Annotated in this window: 14 protein-coding genes and 4 pseudogenes; 12 read left to right on the plus strand and 6 right to left on the minus strand. The window is 62.4% G+C overall.

The window, feature by feature from the left end:
- The first annotated feature begins 166 nt into the window (after positions 1 to 166).
- Together SNE35_RS31180 and SNE35_RS31185 are read left to right on the plus strand one after the other, a co-directional pair.
- Positions 167 to 2,098, plus strand: a complete 1,932-nt coding sequence (locus tag SNE35_RS31180) for an FTR1 family protein (RefSeq protein ID WP_320426972.1) — start codon at positions 167 to 169, stop codon at positions 2,096 to 2,098.
- Positions 2,099 to 2,776: 678 nt separating this feature from the next.
- A complete protein-coding gene (locus SNE35_RS31185) occupies positions 2,777 to 4,276 on the plus strand; it encodes an aldehyde dehydrogenase family protein (RefSeq protein ID WP_320426973.1) in 1,500 nt (499 codons plus the stop codon).
- Between the two features lie 102 nt (positions 4,277 to 4,378).
- Here SNE35_RS31185 and SNE35_RS31190 read toward each other — a convergent pair whose 3' ends face one another.
- Positions 4,379 to 4,834 (minus strand): carboxymuconolactone decarboxylase family protein, encoded by a 456-nt coding sequence (locus SNE35_RS31190; protein ID WP_320426974.1) that lies wholly within the window; start codon positions 4,832 to 4,834, stop codon positions 4,379 to 4,381.
- 272 nt (positions 4,835 to 5,106) lie between these two features.
- Between SNE35_RS31190 and SNE35_RS31195 the strand changes: the two genes are divergently transcribed.
- Positions 5,107 to 5,910: an alpha/beta hydrolase gene (locus SNE35_RS31195; RefSeq protein ID WP_320426975.1), complete on the plus strand. Its 804-nt coding sequence runs from the start codon at positions 5,107 to 5,109 to the stop codon at positions 5,908 to 5,910.
- A gap of 167 nt (positions 5,911 to 6,077) precedes the next feature.
- Positions 6,078 to 6,812 carry an AraC family transcriptional regulator gene (locus SNE35_RS31200; protein ID WP_320426976.1) on the plus strand — a complete coding sequence of 245 codons (735 nt, stop codon included), beginning with the start codon at positions 6,078 to 6,080 and terminating at the stop codon, positions 6,810 to 6,812.
- A 4-nt stretch (positions 6,813 to 6,816) separates the two neighbouring features.
- On the opposite strand, the gene SNE35_RS31205 is transcribed toward SNE35_RS31200, so the two are convergent.
- On the minus strand, positions 6,817 to 6,957 hold the full coding sequence (locus SNE35_RS31205; protein ID WP_320426977.1) for a hypothetical protein: 141 nt from the start codon (positions 6,955 to 6,957) through the stop codon (positions 6,817 to 6,819).
- A gap of 223 nt (positions 6,958 to 7,180) precedes the next feature.
- Between SNE35_RS31205 and SNE35_RS31210 the strand changes: the two genes are divergently transcribed.
- Both SNE35_RS31210 and SNE35_RS31215 read left to right on the plus strand, forming a co-directional pair.
- The gene (locus tag SNE35_RS31210) at positions 7,181 to 7,801 is read left to right on the plus strand and encodes a response regulator transcription factor (protein WP_320426978.1); all 621 of its coding nucleotides are present in this window, start codon (positions 7,181 to 7,183) and stop codon (positions 7,799 to 7,801) included.
- A 166-nt stretch (positions 7,802 to 7,967) separates the two neighbouring features.
- Positions 7,968 to 9,380 (plus strand): ATP-binding protein, encoded by a 1,413-nt coding sequence (locus tag SNE35_RS31215; protein WP_320426979.1) that lies wholly within the window; start codon positions 7,968 to 7,970, stop codon positions 9,378 to 9,380.
- A gap of 8 nt (positions 9,381 to 9,388) precedes the next feature.
- On the opposite strand, the gene SNE35_RS31220 is transcribed toward SNE35_RS31215, so the two are convergent.
- Positions 9,389 to 9,922, minus strand: coding sequence for an SCO family protein (locus tag SNE35_RS31220; protein WP_320426980.1), 534 nt, complete (start codon positions 9,920 to 9,922; stop codon positions 9,389 to 9,391).
- Between the two features lie 209 nt (positions 9,923 to 10,131).
- Between SNE35_RS31220 and SNE35_RS31225 the strand changes: the two genes are divergently transcribed.
- Both SNE35_RS31225 and SNE35_RS31230 read left to right on the plus strand, forming a co-directional pair.
- Positions 10,132 to 11,238 (plus strand): NAD(P)-dependent alcohol dehydrogenase, encoded by a 1,107-nt coding sequence (locus SNE35_RS31225; protein ID WP_320426981.1) that lies wholly within the window; start codon positions 10,132 to 10,134, stop codon positions 11,236 to 11,238.
- Positions 11,235 to 12,764 carry a linalool dehydratase/isomerase domain-containing protein gene (locus SNE35_RS31230; RefSeq protein WP_320426982.1) on the plus strand — a complete coding sequence of 510 codons (1,530 nt, stop codon included), beginning with the start codon at positions 11,235 to 11,237 and terminating at the stop codon, positions 12,762 to 12,764. The genes SNE35_RS31225 and SNE35_RS31230 overlap by 4 nt, the downstream gene beginning before the upstream one ends.
- 50 nt (positions 12,765 to 12,814) lie before the next feature.
- Here the strand turns inward: SNE35_RS31230 and SNE35_RS31235 are convergent, their stop codons facing one another.
- Positions 12,815 to 13,708, minus strand: coding sequence for a SphA family protein (locus tag SNE35_RS31235; RefSeq protein ID WP_320426983.1), 894 nt, complete (start codon positions 13,706 to 13,708; stop codon positions 12,815 to 12,817).
- A gap of 317 nt (positions 13,709 to 14,025) precedes the next feature.
- On the opposite strand from SNE35_RS31235, the gene SNE35_RS31240 reads away from it, so the two are divergent.
- A complete protein-coding gene (locus SNE35_RS31240) occupies positions 14,026 to 14,835 on the plus strand; it encodes an alpha/beta fold hydrolase (protein WP_320426984.1) in 810 nt (269 codons plus the stop codon).
- Between the two features lie 198 nt (positions 14,836 to 15,033).
- Here the strand turns inward: SNE35_RS31240 and istA are convergent.
- Together istA and SNE35_RS32155 are read right to left on the minus strand one after the other, a co-directional pair.
- Positions 15,034 to 16,011 (minus strand): annotated as a pseudogene (gene istA, locus SNE35_RS31245) (IS21 family transposase); the annotation flags it as partial.
- Positions 16,012 to 16,018: 7 nt separating this feature from the next.
- Positions 16,019 to 16,120, minus strand: a pseudogene (locus SNE35_RS32155) (helix-turn-helix domain-containing protein); the annotation flags it as partial.
- A gap of 192 nt (positions 16,121 to 16,312) precedes the next feature.
- On the opposite strand from SNE35_RS32155, the pseudogene SNE35_RS32160 reads away from it, so the two are divergent.
- The 3 genes and pseudogenes from SNE35_RS32160 to SNE35_RS31250 all read left to right on the plus strand — a co-directional run.
- A pseudogene (locus tag SNE35_RS32160) lies at positions 16,313 to 16,534 on the plus strand (NnrS family protein); the annotation flags it as partial.
- Positions 16,535 to 16,562: 28 nt separating this feature from the next.
- Positions 16,563 to 16,883 (plus strand): annotated as a pseudogene (locus SNE35_RS32165) (NnrS family protein); the annotation flags it as partial.
- Between the two features lie 155 nt (positions 16,884 to 17,038).
- A complete protein-coding gene (locus SNE35_RS31250; RefSeq protein ID WP_320426985.1) occupies positions 17,039 to 17,845 on the plus strand; it encodes an alpha/beta hydrolase in 807 nt (268 codons plus the stop codon).
- Positions 17,846 to 17,850 lie beyond the last annotated feature (5 nt).

Below are 17,850 nucleotides of genomic sequence, written 5' to 3' on the forward strand. Positions count from 1 at the left end.
TTGGTGCGGCCGACGCGTCGCCCCGTGCCTCCCGCTCGCGGTCTTCGCGGACATGGAGCCAGCTTGCTGGTCGTGTTCAACGGTCTGTGCCTGCTCAAGGCCGGTAGCTGACAAGCCCTTTCTCAGGCCCGCGGCGCACGGGCCTTACTTTGGTCCAGAATCAGCAATGCGTCTCAATACAATTCTTCAACGCCAGGCCCTCATCCTGGGCTTCATCGCCTGCCTCTTCTTTCCCAGCGCCCATGCAGCGGAAGCGGATGTGAAACGGGTCTGGCAGATCCTCGACTACCTGGGCGTGGACTACGCCGGTGCCGTGAAAGGCGGCGTCGTGCTCTCGGCGTCCGAGTACGGCGAGATGAAGGAATTTGCCAAGACGGCTCGCGAGAAGATCGCATCGTTGGAGGCAAAGCCCGATCAGCCTGCGCTCGTTGACGAAGCCAAGACACTGGAGGCAGCCATCGAGGCCAAGGCAGACCCGGCCCGCGTCGCGACTTTGGCCAAAACACTTGGCACCCACCTGCTTGCGAGCTATCCGGTGCCCCTTGCGCCGACCGCCATCCCGGACGTGCAGCTCGGCGCCAAGGTCTATGCAGCGAACTGCGCGAGTTGCCATGGCATCACCGGCAACGGCGACGGTCCGGTTGGCAAGACCCTGGATCCGACACCGATCGCATTCACCGACAAGGACCGCGCGCGCCACCGCAGCATCTTCGCCCTGTACCAGGCGGTGACTCAAGGCATCGCGGGGACGGCCATGCCAGCCTTCGGCCAACTGTCGGATCAGGATCGCTGGGCTGTCGCAACCTATCTCGGTTCATTTGCCCACGACGCGCAGCAGGTCGCACAAGGCGAGAAGCTGTGGGCGGCGGGGAGCAAGGCATCGGCCGAAGTGGGCAGTGTCGAACGCCTTGTCGGGCTCACCGAGGACGACCTGTCCAAGTCCTTGGGAGCGTCTGAGGCCGGCGCCGTCATGGCCTACCTGCACGTGCACCCCGAGGCGCTCGCGAAGGCTCAGGCAGGAGGACTCTCCCTGGCCCGCGAACGGCTGCATGCGAGCCTTCTCGCCTATGAGGCCGGGGATGCGAGCAAAGCGAAAGACCTCGCCCTGTCTTCGTACCTCGACGGCGTCGAGCCGTATGAGCAGGCGCTGGCCGCCCGTGACGGATCGCTGAAGGATCGCATCGAAGTCGAGATGGGCCGCTATCGCTCGCTCCTGAGCCAGGGAGCGCCGGCGAGTGAAGCGAAGGCCGTCGCGGCTTCCATCGAACAGCTGTTCTCCGATGCTGACAAGGTCCTCGCTGACAGCCATGCCGATTCGACCGCGGCGTTCTTCGGCAGCCTGACCATCCTGCTGCGCGAAGGCATCGAGGCGCTGCTGGTGGTGGTCGCGATGATCGCTTTCCTGCGCAAGGCCGAGCGGCGCGAGGTGTTGGTCTACGTCCACGCCGGTTGGGTCGCTGCACTGGCTGCCGGCGGCATCACCTGGATAGCAGCCACCTACCTGGTGACCATCAGCGGGGCCAATCGAGAGGTGACCGAGGGACTCTCCAGCCTCTTCGCCGCGGCGGTGCTGCTCAGCGTCGGGGTCTGGATGCATCAGAAGAGCGTTGCAGGGCAATGGCAGACCTACCTTCGTGAACGGATGTCCGCCGCGCTGGACCGGAAGTCCGCCTTCTTCATGTTCGGGCTGGCCTTCGTCGCGGTGTACCGCGAGGTCTTCGAAACGATCCTCTTCTATGCGGCGCTCTGGGGACAGGGCAGTGATGGCGCTATCGTGGCCGGTCTGCTCACAGGGATCGTGGGCCTCGTGCTCATCACGGTGCTGCTGCTTCGGTTCAGTGCCAGGCTTCCGATCGGGAAGTTCTTCTCGGCGAGTTCGTGGCTCGTCGCCGTGCTTGCAGTCGTGCTGACAGGCAAGGGCATTGCGGCGCTGCAGGAGGCGGGCTGGATCGCACCGAGCACCTTGACGGCTCCGAGGTTCGAGCCTTTGGGTGTCTACCCTTCGACGATTGGCCTGATCGCGCAAGGAGCGGTGCTGGCGTTCGTCCTTGGATTCTTCTTCTTGAATTCTCGGGCAGCACGAGTTCGCAAGAACTGATATCGCGCTTGGCCATCAGTGCCTGGCAGATCGTCGCGTCAACTTCGTCGCCGGAGTCAGGTCTTGCCATAGACCGTACCTACCCTCGTGGCTGACCCACCATGTGACGCTGCTCATGTCCTTCAGCAGCAAAGTGCTCGCTAGATGCACAACGACCCACCACGTGAATGCTGACGGGGTGTCTCGCTCAAAGATGCCAGAAGCGTCGATGCAAGTATCTGGGCTGCTACGCACCTGGCTGCCTCATCGCCTTCATTGTTTTCGGAACGCCCTGAATCTCGATCAACGCATCAGGACATAGACGCTATTGCAAAATCCCTCCGTTGCGACCCCAATCGCCATATAGATTGAAGCCGGGAGCGTCGATTGAACTGCGTAGCAAGCCGTGGAAACTTTGGCGGATGAGCGTATCTCGCTTCCGTGCGAGCTTCTTGATGCGAAGTTCATAGGGCTAGTTCTTCGAGTCGATGGCAGTGCCAAGCCTGCTTTGATTGACTTGATGAAGCGCAGAGGGGCCACACTCAGTGTGAAGCGGGTGCCTTCGACAGATCGAGATGAGTATCTGAGGCTATCCGCGATCAGATCTAGCAATCCGAATGGAGGACTGCCTGACACGATGTGCATCCCCTAAGGCTTGCGCGTGATTCAGCGCGAGGCATGTCATTGAAGGAGTCCGCAGTGAATGAAGCACCCGCTGATGTAAATTCCTCAGCATTGCCGAGGCCCTACAGCTTTGACGCTCTGTATATCTCGGGCCATTGGCGCAGCGGTAGCGCTGGCACGATTCTCAAGGTCCACGATCCGTATAGCGGTTCGCTTCTTGCCGAAGTTCCGGATGCCAGCTTGGGGGACATCGATGATGCCTTCCAAGGAGCCGCATCAGCGCAGCACGCATGGGGCGAATCGATGCCGGCAGTACGCGCTGACGTGCTGCGTCGAGTAGCTCAACTGATGGAGCAGCGCCGCGAGGAAATCGTGCGCTGGCTGATACAGGAGTCCGGTAGCACGCGGATCAAGGCCGAAATGGAATGGATGACGGTGCGAGCGATTGTTCTCGAGAGCTCGACCCTTCCATCTCGATCGCAGGGGAGGATTCTGACCGGTGACTTTCCCGGCAAGGAGAACCGCATCTATCGCAAGCCGGTCGGTGTGGTCACCGTGATCAGCCCCTGGAACTGGCCGATGCACCTGACGGCACGCTCGGCATTTCCGGCATTGGCCTTGGGCAATGCTGTCGTCGTGAAGCCCGCGAACGAGACACCGATCACGGGCGGGCTGCTGCTCGCCAAGCTCCTCGAAGAGGCCGGGCTCCCAGCGGGCGTGATGAGTGTCGTCATCGGTCCCAACGAGACGATCGGTGATCCTATCGTCCAGAACCCGTTGTCGCGTGTCCTATCGTTCACAGGTTCGACGGCGGTGGGGCGACGAATCGGCCAGCTGGCCGTCGCGAGCGGACGCATCAAGAAGACCATGCTCGAACTTGGAGGGAATGCTCCCTTGGTCGTGCTTGACGATGCAGACCTCGAACGGGCCGTGCGCATCGCGACCGTCGCCAAGTTCCTACACCAGGGGCAGATCTGTATGGCCACGAACCGCATCATTGTGATGGACAAGCTGCATGACGCCTTCGTCGAGAGCTATGTCGATCGCGTGCGCGTTCTCAAGTTCGGAGACCCGAATGACCCGAAGACGGTCATCGGACCGGTCATCAGCCGCAAGCAGCTCGACAGGCTGATCGCGATGATCGATGGCGCCCGGCGATCGGGTGCCCGCCAGTTGCTGGGCGGGTCTCCTCAGGGCCTGGTACTTCCGCCGCAGATCTTCGATCAGGTGACAAGCGAGATGGCAATCGCGCAGAACGAGATCTTTGGCCCGATCGCGCCGGTGATCCGCGCGAGAGACGAGGCGGACGCCTTGCGTATCGCCAATGATGTCGAGTCCGGTCTCTCGAGTGGCGTCATCACCGGTGACACTGATCGTGGCACTCGCTTTGCTCACCTGGTGGAAGCTGGCATGACACACGTCAATGACGTGACGCCGATCGACATGCCGACCATGCCATTCGGAGGAGAGAAGAACTCGGGGCTTGGCCGTTTTGGCTCCGAAGGCGTGATCGACAGCTTCACGACCGAGCACTGGATCTCGGTGCAGAACTCTTCCAACTATTTCCCGTTCTGATTCAAGCCGTTCTCCAAGATAGACGAGAAAGCCGGAGACCGCTTGCGGCGGTCCCCGGCTTGATTCGTGGCGGACGAGGTTGCGCTGGTGGCGCACAGCAGGTCAGGTCGTGGGCGCTTCCAGTTGCTTTCTGAAACTGATGGCCATCCGGTTGTAGGTATTGATCACGCCCACGGCGAGGGTCAGATCGACCAGTTCCTTCGCGGTGAATGTTTCAGAGGCGGCCTCGAACACGTCGTCTGGCACCGAGGTGTGCGCTACCAACGTGACCGACTCGGCCCAGGCCAGCGCGGCACGTTCGCGAGCGCTAAACACGGAGCCCGCCTCCCTCCAGGCTGACAGGAGCAGCAACTTCTCGGCGGGAACCGACGCCTTCATCAAGTCTTTCGAATGCATCGAGATGCAGTAGGCGCAGCCGTTGATCTGCGAGGCGCGGAGGTAGACCAGGTCCACCAACGCGGAGTCAAGCCCCGTCTTGGACATGATGTATCCATAGACACCGCCGAGCGCGCGCATGCCGTCCGGCGCCAGCGCCTGATGGTCAAGTCGTTGAGTCATGAGGAACTCCGTGGGTTGGAAAGCCTGCATGGTTGCGGAGATTCTGTCCGGGGGCTTTGATGAAAGTGATGGCGCTGGATCAATCCGTGCATCGTTGGTGTGCGGCCTCCGGGTCGAGGTAAGGGCGGTGTGCGGCCTCCGCAGCTGGCTGCCTGTAGGGAGACCCCGGGGTGTATCTCGAAGGTGACTTCGTTTCCGACTTCTGACAGGTTCACTTCAATGCCATCTGGCGCACAGTGAACGATGTCAAGCATTCAATCGGAGCGCTGAGCATGCAGATGAACATTGATATCCCGGTGATCTTCATTCATGGCATGTGGCTCCACGCAAGTAGCTGGGAACCGTGGATGAGGCGCTTCAAGAAAGCAGGCTATGTACCGATGGCTCCCGGCTGGCCAGGAGAGCCCGAGGACATCAACAACGCACGGCGATGCCCAGCGCTCGTCGCCAACAAGGGCATCGAGGACATCGCGGCGCATTTCAGGAAAATCATGGCCCCTCTCGGATCCAAGCCGATCCTGATCGGTCATTCCTTCGGTGGACTGCTTGCGCAGAAGCTGCTCGGAGAAGGCCTGGCCCGCGCGGCCATTGCCATCGATCCGGCACAGATCAAGGGTGTGTTGCCTCTGCCGTTTTCCCAGCTCCGGGCCGGCCTCCCTGCGCTGGGGAATCCGTTCAACAAGAGTCGTTCGGTCGCCTTGACTGCCAAGCAGTTCCGCTTCGGATTCGGCAATGCAATCACTGAAGACGAGTCCAACGAGTTGTTCGAGAAGTGGGCTATTCCTTCGCCGGCCCGCGGCTTGTTCGAAGTGGCATTCGCGAATTTCAACCCGCGTGCCGCGTCCGCGGTCAACACCCGCAATGAGAGCCGCGGCCCCTTGCTGTTGATATCCGGGGGCGCGGACAACACTGTCCCAGACGTGACGACTCGTGCAACTTATCGGCAGTATCGAAAGTCGGCAGCGGTAACTGATATGCAGCGATTCGATGACAGGGGGCACTCGCTCGTGATCGATCATGGGTGGGAGGCCGTCGCGCGGGACTGTCTGCGATGGCTGGACGACGCCGTACTGTGACCATGGCCTGTCGGCCAGCCCACTGTTGCTGCGCCAAAGGCCCTTCGATAACTCGATCGAGTTAGTACTTTCCTACTTGAACCAGTATTACTGAAATCGCGAGGCATCCATACGATTTGCTCGTGGAGTAGAGAGGCAGAGGGCCTCGCTGCGAGGAGACGATGATGATGGGTGACGATTCGGTGGTGACGGTCTATGTGGCGCATCGGTGCACGGTGATCGCCGCTGGACTTGCGTCGATCCTGGGACGGATGCCAGGCTGTCGCGTGCATTCCCTCCGACAGTCTCAGGCCGAGGGGGAGCGGCCCCTCGACGATGTGGACGGAGGCATCCTCATTGCGGACATGGCATCCGCGTCGTCGTTCATCGAGAGGCGACAGCTCGAAACGACACTACGGATGCCGAAACTGGTCGTGATGAGCGATTCGCCCGGCGAGCGCGGATCAGCGCGACTGGGGCTTCCGAACGGCGTCGATGAATGCCTGCCGGTGGAGTGCCACGAAGGCGAACTGCTTGCTTCCATTCACCGGCTGACCGGAATTCCCAACGTGAACCGCTGCCGCACGCTTCGAGGGGGGCTGGCTCCGGCTGCGCTTTGCAAAGTGAAGCGGGCGATGGAGAGCCGGATGGCTGAGGCTTGCGATCTTCGGCTGCTTGCTCGTCTCGTCGGCCTGTCGGAGGGACACTTCGCACGGGCTTTCAAGCAAAGCGTGGGCGTTCCGCCTCACCGATACCTATTGAAACTGAGGGTCGAGGCCGCGGCCGACTTGATCCGAAGCTCCGATCGCTCGCTGACGGACGTTTCCCTTGAGGTGGGCTTCTCGGATCAGAGCCACTTCACTCGAACTTTCTCCCGCGAGATGGGTGAGACGCCGAGTGCCTACCGGTTCCGACATCGCTGACGGTTCACGGCAGCTCGCGGCGCGCGGCGTCATAGGTCGGGCCCCAGGCATGGACGAAGAACCCGTAGACGGCATTGGACTTCGGATCGGTCCTTCTATCCACAACCTGGAAGGCCGGTCCGCCGGTGTTCCCGTGGACGCGCACCAGCCTCCAGCATGTGGATCCCCTTCGTTTTGGTATGACGGGCAAGTCTGTGGCATTCGTCTGTGCGGGGAATCTGCCAAAGGACGTGGGGCGCACCCCTCCTTGGAGATGCGCCGGCCGATGCCCACGGGCAGGAGAGGCTACGAGAAGAGCAAGAACGTTCTATCGGCCGCGCTTTCGAACCAACCATACTTGGACATCGCTGCAAGCCGACCTGCTGTCCATGCCGATCTCTGTTCTTTGTATCGACGATCACGCCCTCCTGCGCGAAGGCATCGCGGCGGTCCTGCAGGGGCAGGAGGACTTCCAGTTCGTGGCCGATGCGGCCACTGCGGAAGAGGGTATCGAGCGCTTCCGGGTGTATCAGCCTGCGGTCACTTTGCTGGACATCCAGATGCCGGGTGTCAATGGCATCGAAGCTCTGGTGCGCATCCGCAAGGAGTCGCCCTCCGCAAAAGTCATCATGTTGACCACCTACAAGGGCGATGCCCAGGCGGCGCGAGCAATTGCTGCCGGAGCAGCGGACTATTTGCTCAAGAGCAGCCTGCATCGTGAACTGCGCGAGGCCATCCGGATTGTCCATGCCGGCCGCCGGCATGTCACGCCGGAGGTCGCAGCAGAGGTCATGCAGAACATGGGCGGCGCGACCTTGTCTCAAAGGGAAATCGAGGTGCTGCAGTGCATTTCAAACGGCAATTCCAACAAGATAGCCGCCTCGCGGCTGAAGTCGTCGGAAGAGACGGTAAAGGTCCATCTGAAGAACATATCCGCCAAGCTCGGCGCAAAGGATCGGACTCACGCAGTCGTCATCGCGCTCAGGCGCGGCATCATTGACATGGTTTGAGCCAACGGCCGCAACCGGAAGAACACTAGACCGATGGAATACTCATCTCTCTCAAACTTCCTGCGCGCGAGCTCGACTCTGGGCCGCAGGCAGTCGGGGAGTCGGGTGGTTCGACGGCAGGCGCTTTCTCAGAATTGCTCCAGAGCAGGAGGGGGCGCTCGACGGTGTGTCGGGACTCGTCGAGACTGCCAACGGCGACCTTTGGGCCCATGCAGGCCACGGCGTTGAACACCTGGCCGCCGCGGAGATCGCCCTTGCGCTGTCGAATCCAGAACATCGAGTGCGACTCGAGCACTTCGACCATTTCGATGACATCCCGGGCATCGCAGAGCAACTGCGGCCGGTTCCAACGGCAGTCGAAAGCACTGACGGCATGTTGTGGTTCTCTCTCACCAACGGCTTGGTGACAATCGATCCGGCCAAAGTCCGGCGCAACACGATCGCGCCGACGGTGCTCGTGCGCAGCATCAAGGCCGGTCCGCGCGAATACGTTGTTGGCGGGCCACCGGTCGCGCCACCGGTAGGCGTGCACGACGTGCAGTTCGACTACACCGCTACCAGCCTGGCCATTCCCGAAAGGGTCTCCTTCCGCTACAAGCTTGAAGGTTTGGACAATGATTGGCAGGAAGCTGGCCCCCGGCGCCAAGCCTTCTACACCAACCTGCCTCCCGGCCGCTACCGATTCCGGGTGACGGCATCCAACGAGGACGGTGTGTGGAGCGAGCAGGGCGCTTCGACCGAGGTGGAGACTGCGCCGGCCTTCTATCAGACCAACAGCTTCAAGGGGCTGGTGGTTGCTGGCGTCATTCTGCTGGCGTGGCTCGCGTACCACGCGCGGGTCCGATACCTCTCCCAGATGCTGACACTGCGTCAGGAAACGCAGCAACTCGAGCGGGAGCGCATCGCGCGCGAACTGCATGACACCTTGCTACAGGGCGTGCAGGGTCTGCTGCTCCGCTTCCGGGCAGTGGCCGATCGAGTCGGCGTCAGCAGCGAGGCACGCGTGGTGATGGATGGCGCGATCGACAGGGCTGAACAGGTGCTGGTCGACGGGCGGGACCAGATTGTCGAAATGCGTGCATCTGCGAATGTAGTTGATGGTCTGGCGGCAGCACTGGAACGAGTGTTCGAGGATATGAGGTCGCTTGCGCCATTGAGTTTCCATATCTCGGTCGACGGCCAAGAGCGTGAGATCGAAGGCCTGGTTGCCGAGGAGTGCTACCGGATAGCCCGCGAGGCACTCTTCAACGCAGCTCGACATTCAGCTGGCAGCGCGGTCGCCGTTCGCTTGCGCTTTGCTTCGGAGGCCTTCGTCATGACGATCGCAGACGATGGCATTGGCATACCTTCGGACACGTTGGCCGCCGGCAATCGGCCCGGTCATTGGGGCCTGTCTGGTTTGCGAGAACGCGCCCTGCGGATCGGCGGCCACCTGGAGGTTGTCAGTGTCAATGGCCAAGGAACGTCGATCTCACTGACGGTGCCTGCTGCATCTGCCTATGGAGGCGCGAAGATCGCGGTCAGGCGCAGTCGCAAGGCGGCACTACGCGAGCGAGAACAAGCGATCGCGCCGAACTGAAGACCAGATCAAGGCGTAGCCTGAAGGCGGGAAAGCAAGGCTGCCGCGAGGCTCTTTGCATCCGACGAATCGAGGAAGTGTGCGATGACCTGCCCGCCGGGTGCCGCTAGGTAGGTTATGGTGGTGTGCGGGACCAAGTAACCATCTGGGGCATTTTCATCGCTACGCCGCTGTGCGAAGACGCGAAAGCTGCGCATGGCGTCGTCGATCTCCGCTCGGGTTCCCGTGAGCCCGACGAAGCGGGGATGGAGGCTCAGGAAATCCCGCAAAACTGCTGGCGAGTCTCGTTCAGGATCAACCGTCACGTACAGCGGCTGGATTCGGTCGGCCATCTCGCCCAGCCGATCGAGTGCCGAGTCGATCTTTGCCAGTTCTCGCCGGCACACGATCTCGCAGTGGGTGAAGCCGAAGAACAGCAGCAGCAATCGATCGCCAAAGCTGTAGGCGTCGACACGTCTGTCCTGATGGCTGACCAAGAAAAAGTAGCCGCCCACGGCGGGGCCAGAAATCGGTGAGTGCAGTTGACCGCAATGGCAGCTCATGGTCGATCTTCAAAGTCCTCATGGCGGCACTCTAGAAGCGACGCGCTGAACGAGCATCCGTCAAACGACAGATCGTCCGCTCGACCTCCTGCGCCGGGTGTCATATCCGGTTTGGCCATAGCCTCCTGATTCGATGGGTTGCCGGATCGAACATGCAGCAGATGCGTTCCCGGAGCCGTCATCCTGCCGACACCGAAAGGAGCTTATCCATGAAGACACTGGCCGCAATTGTCCGCACATCCAAGGCGCCGTTTTCCCTGACCGACATCGAGTTGCCCGAGCTGGGCGCCCATGACGTGCTCGTGCAGATCGCCGGTGTCGGGATCTGCCACACCGACCTGGCCAGCCGCGATGGCAATTTGGGTGCACCATTCCCATCAGTCTTCGGGCATGAAGGCGCGGGCGTTGTGACCGCCGTGGGCCGCGACGTGACTAAGCTGGTCGTCGGCGACCACGTCGTCCTCGCGCCCGACTCGGACGGCTCGTGCCCGCTCTGCCAATCAGGCTCGCCGATGTACTGCGACCGCTTTACCGATCTCAACCTGCAGACAGATCCCCATGGCCCGACCGCCCGCCTGCACACCGGAGAGCATGCCCACATCAAGTATTTCGGGCAGTCGTCGTTCGCACACTTCGCGCTGGCGGGGGACCGCAATGCCGTGAAGGTGCCGAAGGATGCGCCGTTGTCTCTGCTGGGGCCGCTCGGGTGCGGCATCCAGACTGGTGCCGGCACGGTCATGAACGGGCTTCGACCCCGCGCCGGCGCATCCATTCTGGTGCTGGGCACGGGCACGGTGGGCATGGCTGCGATCATGGGCGCGGCGGTCTGTGGGTGCGCGAAGATCATCGCTGTCGATCGCGTGGAGAGCCGCCTCGAGCTGTCGCGAACACTGGGAGCAACCCACACCATCGATACCAATCATTCGCCCGACCTGGTCGCCGCGATCTTGGAGATCGTGCCCCGGGGCGTCGACTACATCGTCGATTCGGCCGGCGTGCCCGCCTTGGTCGAAGCATCGATCGGTGGGCTAGCGAGGCTCGGGACGGTCGCACTCGTCGCAGTGCCGCCGACACCAGAGCGCACGCTCAACCTACCGTGGCTGTACATGCTGCTGAAGGGCCAAATCGTCCAAGGCTTCATCGAGGGGAACGCCATCCCCGATGTCTTCATTCCACAGATGATCGCGCTCCATCAGGCGGGTCGCTTTCCGTTTGACAAACTGATCCGCGTCTATCCTTTCGAACAGATCAATGAGGCCATCGAAGACCAGCATGCGGGCAAGACCATCAAGGCAGTGCTGGAGATGAGGTCGTGAATGCGGATCTGCCGGTCCGTGGCCTCGATACGCTGCAGCGCGGCCATGTTCGTCACTTCGACAATCTCTCCCGGCTGCCCCCGAATGACTGGTCCTTGATGGGGGGGCGCAGCATCGGGCAGGACGACTTCGGCGCCTACCGGTTCCAACTCGCCTACATGGCTTACGCGGTCGCTCTGACCTACATCCATCGCATGCCTGCGGCGCCGGGTCTGTTCAAGCCGCTCTTCCGGCGCCTTTTTGACAAGCTGCTCCTGCCCGAGGTGTGGATGTACTGGCGGGACGTCAGTCGCGGCGGCAGCATCTTCAACCGTCACTTGACCGCGAGGTACCAGGAAGAATGGGATCCGGTGCGGCGCGATAACATCATGTACAGCGCCTACGTGCAGTCGCTTGCGCTGCTGTACAGCTACCTGTTCGATGACGACGCCCTGTCGAGCCCGGGCGCCATCACCTTCAAGCACTGGTCCTATTTCTGGGGCGGCGAGCCCAAGGCTTTCGCCTACGACGAGCACTCGCTCAACGATCATCTGTACTGGCTGATGGTGGAGAGCGGCTACCTCGGTGTGCCCTGCGAGCCAAACTGCATCTTCCAGATCTGCAACCAGCCAGCGCTGCTCGGGTTCCGCTTGCATGACCTGCGCTATGGAGGTAATCGTGCGCAGGAGGTCACCGACGCCTACGAGGCGGCGTGGCGGCAGTTCGGGCGCATCGGCGACAACGGGCATTACCACGTGATGCTGGCCGCCGATACGCTAACGGTGCGGCCCAATCTCAGCCGATCGCCGTGGGTGGATGCCTGGTGCGGCGCACTGATGAACATGTGGAACCGCGATTTCGTGCGCGACAACTATCCGCGTCAGATCGCGGAGTTGGTGAAGCCGGGCATGCACGGCACCTTGTCCGTTCATCCACCTCAGCGGCCTGAGGTGATGGGCGAGCGGATCGTCAGCGACGATTGCGATTTCGGCTGGGTGGCGGCCTGGGCCGCAGAGATGGGTGATGAGGAGACGCTGCAAGGCCTGCTGGGGCACGCCGACCGCTTCATGCGTCCCACGTGGAGCCGGGGCGGCCTCTACTACCCGCGCAATGATCAGGCGGAGGATGGTTTCGGCAACCGCACGCTGGTCGAGCCGCATACCGGCAACGTTTTGCTCGGCTACGCGCGGCTAAACGTTCGGGACGGGCTCTGGCATCTGTACAACGACAAGCTGGATGCTGCCTTCCACACACGGCCGGCGCTGACGGAAGTCGGTGTCGATGTCGAACTCCATGCTGCCTGGTTCCACTGCTCGGCGCTGCGCTTCAGGATGTCGCTACGCGGGCAGCGCGACGACGAGGTCGTGGTCGGACGGCTGAACGGGCGCGGCGCTTGGGTGCTCGTCTGCGATGGGCGCGTGATGGCTCGCGGGAGCGGGTATACGGTGCAGAGCAGCGATTCTCCTTATGTGGTGGCCGGCGAGGCCGGCATTTCCATTCGCTGCCCCTCAACGGGTGTCCATGAGTTCGAGCTTTGCTTCAGCTGAAAGCGATGCGCCGACCCGTGGGTCGGCGCGCCCTTTGAAGAGACGGCGCCTCAGAACCTCCAGGCGGCGCGGATCCACAGGCTTGTGCCGTCGGCGCGATTGCGCACGCTTGTGTCCTTGACGACCTTTCCCTCGACGGACCAGCCGCTGGGCGCCTCGTACTGCACGCCTCCGCCGACACCGAACACCTGAGCGCGATTGCCGTCGTTGCTGACGACGGCGCCGTTCAGCTTGTCGTCGCTGAACTGCGAGAGGAAATAGCCCTCCAGCCCGATCCGCAAATGCGGGCGGACGCGGTAGCCGATGTTGTAGTCGCCGGCGAAGTAGCTGCCGGATCGATAGTCGGTGTCACCGTTGCGCCTGTTGAAGGTCAGGCTCATCTTTGTGGATGCGTCCCAGCCTTCGGGATCGTGGAAGGACCAACCGAAGATCGGTCTCAGCGAGAAGTAGTTTCGTCCGATGTTGGCGAGGCGATTCCGATCGTAGTCACCCACCGGCATCACGAATTCCAGCGCGTAGCCCCAGTGGAACATCCCGCTGTGATAGGCCAGCAGCGGGGCCATCAGGAGGTCGCCCTTGCCGGTCCGGGAATCGCTTTTCCCAGGCACGCTGACCCGCAGGTCCACAAGAGGCATCAGTGCGTAGTAACCGAGCTGGCCTCCGGCCAGCGTCGTGTCGGTCATCAGGATCAGGCGAGGCGTCACCGAATCGGCGTAGAGCCGGAAGCCCGGAATCGCGGAGTGTCCCGAGTCATCGGCTAAGCGGCGAGCCTGATAGTGATTCTGGTAGACGATGCCATAGAGCCCTGTGGGCGGCAGTGCGCCGGCCAGCGTCCCCTCCGCGCCCAAGCCGTAGGTGTCGACACCGCCTTCGAGGGCCGATGCGGCACCCGCGGCACAGCAGAGCGTGCACGCGGCGCAGCGGATGAAAGTGAGTGGAGCCATCGGATGTTCTTGCCTTTCAACAGGAGTCAATCGGCGCCGGTCCCGCAATTCAGATGCAAGTCAGGCGCGCACTTCGGATGCTGGACACCCAGTCTGCTGGCTGGAACCCATCGCTGAATCTGTCTTTGGATGGGCGAACGCGTACCGCTTCGCGGCCGATTCGTCGGGGTTGGCGCTGCGCCAAGGGACGTGGTGGTGCTCCTCTCCGTCGAGAGATGGAGCTCGCCACATACCTTCATGTGCATGTCGGCTGCAGAAGTTTCCTGAAGGATTCAGGAGCAGCAAAACCGGCTATCCCTCCTACTGAAAGGACCGTCATGATCTCCTTGAAACCGCATGCAATGCGTGCACTGGTCTCGTTCTTCATCATCCTGCTCCTGAGCGGCCTGGCCACGGCCCATGAGACACAGCAGGAGTCCGCTTCCGGCTCGCCTTTGCGAAACCGTACCGTCGTGCTTGTGCACGGATTCTTCGCCGATGCGGGATGCTGGAGTGACGTGATCCGCATCCTTCAGAAGATCGGTGTCAGGGTGGTGGCCGTGGAGAATCCACTGGCCTCGCTGGCTGGCGACGCCGAGGCCACCCGACGCGTGATCGATGCGCAGCAGGGTCAGGTCGTGCTTGTGGGCCACTCTTGGGGTGGAGCGGTAATCACGCAGGCCGGTGTCAACCCGAAGGTGTCCTCTTTGGTATTCGTCGCCGCATTTGCGCCCGATCAGGGCATGTCGGTCGAGAACCTCATCTCCGGCTTTCCACCGGCGCCGTGGACAGCGACCTTGCAGCGGGATGACTCGGGAAATCTGAGTCTGTCGGAAGCGGGCTACATGACCTACTTCGCGCCCGATCTTCCCGCACATCAGGCACGTGTCCTCGCCGCTGAGCAGGGTGCGACCTTTGGCGAGACGCTCCTGCAACCGGTGAGTCAAGCCGCGTGGCACGTGAAGCCTTCGTGGTATGTGCTGGCCGAGAACGACCAAATGATTCCGCCCGAGTTGCAGCGGGCCATGTCCTCGCGAATGAAAGCCCGGGTGGTGCCTGTCCGGTCCAGCCACGTCGTCATGCTTTCGCATCCGGAGGCGGTTGCTGCCGTCATTCTCGAAGCTGTGCTCGCACGGCCCAACGATTGATATTGAGACGGCAGCGGAGGAAGCATGTTCTCACTGGAACATAGCAAGGCTGGATACTGGGCAGACTACCTGCTCTACGCAACTGTGATCGGCGGCCTTGCATCGGCTCTGGCGATCTGGGGACCGCGCCGGGACTGTGTCGAGATGGTGCTGGTGACCGGGATGGGCACGGTGATATGGGCCTTGGCGTGTGCGCGCCGAAGTAGAACTGAGCGATTGGGTCTCGACCTGCAGGGCCGTCTCGGCGCTCGGGGGCGCCGCCGGCGCGTTCAGCCTTGCCAGCACGTTGATGACGTGCTCCACGCTGACGCGTCACGACGATGGCGCGCTCTCCGTCGCAAGTTCCGCCGGCATGATCACGGCGTCCAGCCCGGCCATCGTTGCGATGGCCAGGACCGGGGCCATCACGCGGTCTCCTCCGGCCTGCCGCAGCAGGCTGCGACGCAGGCGCTGCAACACCTGGGGCATGTCGGCGAAGGGCGCGCCGTTCCTCAGCGCGCCGGGCTTGCGTTGCACTAGCGGGATGTAGTGCTGCCGGTCGTAGCGGGTGCCGCCAGCATCACTGAGCCGTTCATGACGGGCCACGACGGCGTCGTCGGCCACGACCTCGACGTTGCCCGGGTACGGACGTGTGCTGACCATCTGTCCGGCCGGCTCGCAGGGCACGGAGTAGCGATTGCGCGCCACCGACACCAGGCAGGTGCTGGACACCCCGGGCGGGTGTCTCCACATAACCATCGAACGGCGCCGGCATCGGCATCAGGTGCGGCCGCTCGTGCTCAAGCATCTCGGCCACACTGAACTGGCCGTGCTCGGGGTGTCTGACTTCGCTCCACAGCGCGCGGCAGCGCTCGCTCAGCCAGGCATTGAGGTCGGCGAAGGAGCCGAAGCGCTGCTTGGTCGCGTCGATCCAGATGCGACGGCGGCTGTCCTGGACGTTCTTCTCCACGCGCCCCTTCTCCCAACCGGACGCGACGTGGCAGAAGTCGGGGTCGTACAGGTAGTGCGCGCACATCACCGCGAAGCGCGCGTTGACGGTGCGCCCCTTGCCCTTGTGCACCTTGTCCACGGCCGTGCGCATGTTGTCGTAGATGCCGCGCCGGGCCACGCCGCCCAGCGCGCAAACGAGCGCGTGTGCGCATCGAACAGCATCTCGTGGCCCTGGCTCGGGTACCGGCGCGTGAAGCCACTTCGAGATGGTGTTGCGTGACAGGCCCGTCTTGCGCGCGATCTCGCGCTCCGACAGCTTGTCCCTCGTGTGCAGCCGCCGGATTCTGCCAATCATGTCCCTGGTGATCACTCCTGGAACCCCGCTGCTCAGAAAGGCAGTAGGGTGGGTTGAACACCTGGCTCACTTTTACTTCGGCACTACCTACAGAACTGGCTCAGTTTCCGGTCGGCGCCAACAATCGTGCTCATCGAATCCACGATAGGCGGTCGTGTGATCCCTTTCTTCACCTGAAGCGTCACGCCGGGATTGCAGAATGCGGTCCCGGCCTGGCGGAACCGGCTGCTTGACGGCGTGACGGTACTGGCGCTCCTGGGCTGGGTCGCGGGCATCGCGGGAACGTTGACGGCAGCGCTGCTATCGGGCTCCGCCGCCTTGCACGCCTGGCGCCTGTGGACTTGGGCACCGGCGCGGACGATTCAAAAGCCCATTCTCTGGTCGCTGCACCTGGCCTACGCATGGATACCCATCGGACTGCTCTTGCTCGCTCGCTTGGTCCGCATTTGGCGGGTCGAGCCCGTCGCCTGCCTTGCATGCGTTCGCAGTCGGCGCGACCGGAGGATTGCTGATCGCCATGATGACGCGAACAGCCGGGGGACACACGGGTCGCCCATTGCTTGCTTCGCGCGCGGAGACCTGCTCCTACGTACTCATGGCCGCCGCAGCAATTCTGCTCATCTCGCACGCTTTGCTTTGGCCCGGCGTGCATCCCGTCGCGCTGATCTTGGCCGGCACCTCCTTTGCACCGGCATTCGGCATCTACCTCGCACTCTTTGGACCCTGGCGCCTTTCCGCTCGAACGGACGGCAAGGATGGCTAGCTGCGATTTCTCACGTGCGTGCACAGCCGCGCTGTCCGAAAGGCATACGCACGCATGCGACTGGACGCCCCTTGTTCTTCAATCCTTTGGCAGGCGATCAGCCATTCGATACCAGTCAAAGTGGCTCATGTTTGTGCAAAGCGGAGGTCAAAGTCATGACGACTCGATACAGGGGAACGCCCATCGTGTTCATTCACGGCATGTGGCTTCACGCCAGCAGCTGGCAGCCCTGGGTGAAGTTCTTCGAGACCGAAGGCTACAAGCCCGTGGCCCCGGGTTGGCCTGGCGAGCCCGAGGACATGGCCTCCGCTCGGGCGGCGCCCGAGCTTGTCGCGAACCGGGGCATCGAGGACCTGAGTTCTCATTTCAGGCAGATCGCGAATGCCCAACCGACATCGCCCATCCTGATCGGCCATTCCTTTGGCGGACTGATTGCGCAGAAGCTGCTCGGAGAGGGCATAGCACGGGCCGCAATCGCGATCAACCCGGCGCAGATCAAGGGGGTACTGCCTTTGCCCTTTTCACAACTGCGTGCGGGACTGCCTGCGCTCGGAAATCCGTTCAACAAGAGCAGGTCCGTCGCACTTACGGCCAAGCAGTTCCGCTATGGATTCGGAAATGCCTTGCAGGAGGATGAGTCGAACGAGCTGTTCGAGAAATGGACCATCCCATCGCCGGCTCGCGGTCTGTTTGAAGTCGCATTTGCGAACTTCAATCCGCGCGCGGCTTCGGCCGTCAACACGGCGAACTTCCGGCGGGGTCCATTGCTCGTGACCTCGGGCTGTTCAGACCACACCGTGCCTGACGTCACCTCCCGCGCCACCCATAGGCAATATCGCAATTCAAGCGCGGTGACCGACCTCAAGCAGTTTGCCGGCAAAGGTCATTCGCTGGTTATCGATCATGGCTGGCGCGATGTGGCAACGGCCTGTCTGGACTGGTTAAGAAAGCAGGGCATGTAGGCCGT

Source organism: Roseateles agri (genome assembly GCF_034043675.1).
GTDB lineage: Bacteria > Pseudomonadota > Gammaproteobacteria > Burkholderiales > Burkholderiaceae_C > KK5.

What these genes read in the sequence shown, in the direction of transcription:
- SNE35_RS31180 (WP_320426972.1), top strand. Translation starts at nt 167, where the DNA reads ATGCGTCTCAATACAATTCTTCAACGCCAGGCCCTCATCCTGGGCTTC.
- SNE35_RS31190 (WP_320426974.1), bottom strand. Translation starts at nt 4,834, where the DNA reads ATGACTCAACGACTTGACCATCAGGCGCTGGCGCCGGACGGCATGCGC.
- SNE35_RS31195 (WP_320426975.1), top strand. Translation starts at nt 5,107, where the DNA reads ATGCAGATGAACATTGATATCCCGGTGATCTTCATTCATGGCATGTGG.
- SNE35_RS31200 (WP_320426976.1), top strand. Translation starts at nt 6,078, where the DNA reads ATGGGTGACGATTCGGTGGTGACGGTCTATGTGGCGCATCGGTGCACG.
- SNE35_RS31210 (WP_320426978.1), top strand. Translation starts at nt 7,181, where the DNA reads ATGCCGATCTCTGTTCTTTGTATCGACGATCACGCCCTCCTGCGCGAA.
- SNE35_RS31220 (WP_320426980.1), bottom strand. Translation starts at nt 9,922, where the DNA reads ATGAGCTGCCATTGCGGTCAACTGCACTCACCGATTTCTGGCCCCGCC.
- SNE35_RS31225 (WP_320426981.1), top strand. Translation starts at nt 10,132, where the DNA reads ATGAAGACACTGGCCGCAATTGTCCGCACATCCAAGGCGCCGTTTTCC.
- SNE35_RS31235 (WP_320426983.1), bottom strand. Translation starts at nt 13,708, where the DNA reads ATGGCTCCACTCACTTTCATCCGCTGCGCCGCGTGCACGCTCTGCTGT.
- SNE35_RS31240 (WP_320426984.1), top strand. Translation starts at nt 14,026, where the DNA reads ATGATCTCCTTGAAACCGCATGCAATGCGTGCACTGGTCTCGTTCTTC.
- SNE35_RS31250 (WP_320426985.1), top strand. Translation starts at nt 17,039, where the DNA reads ATGACGACTCGATACAGGGGAACGCCCATCGTGTTCATTCACGGCATG.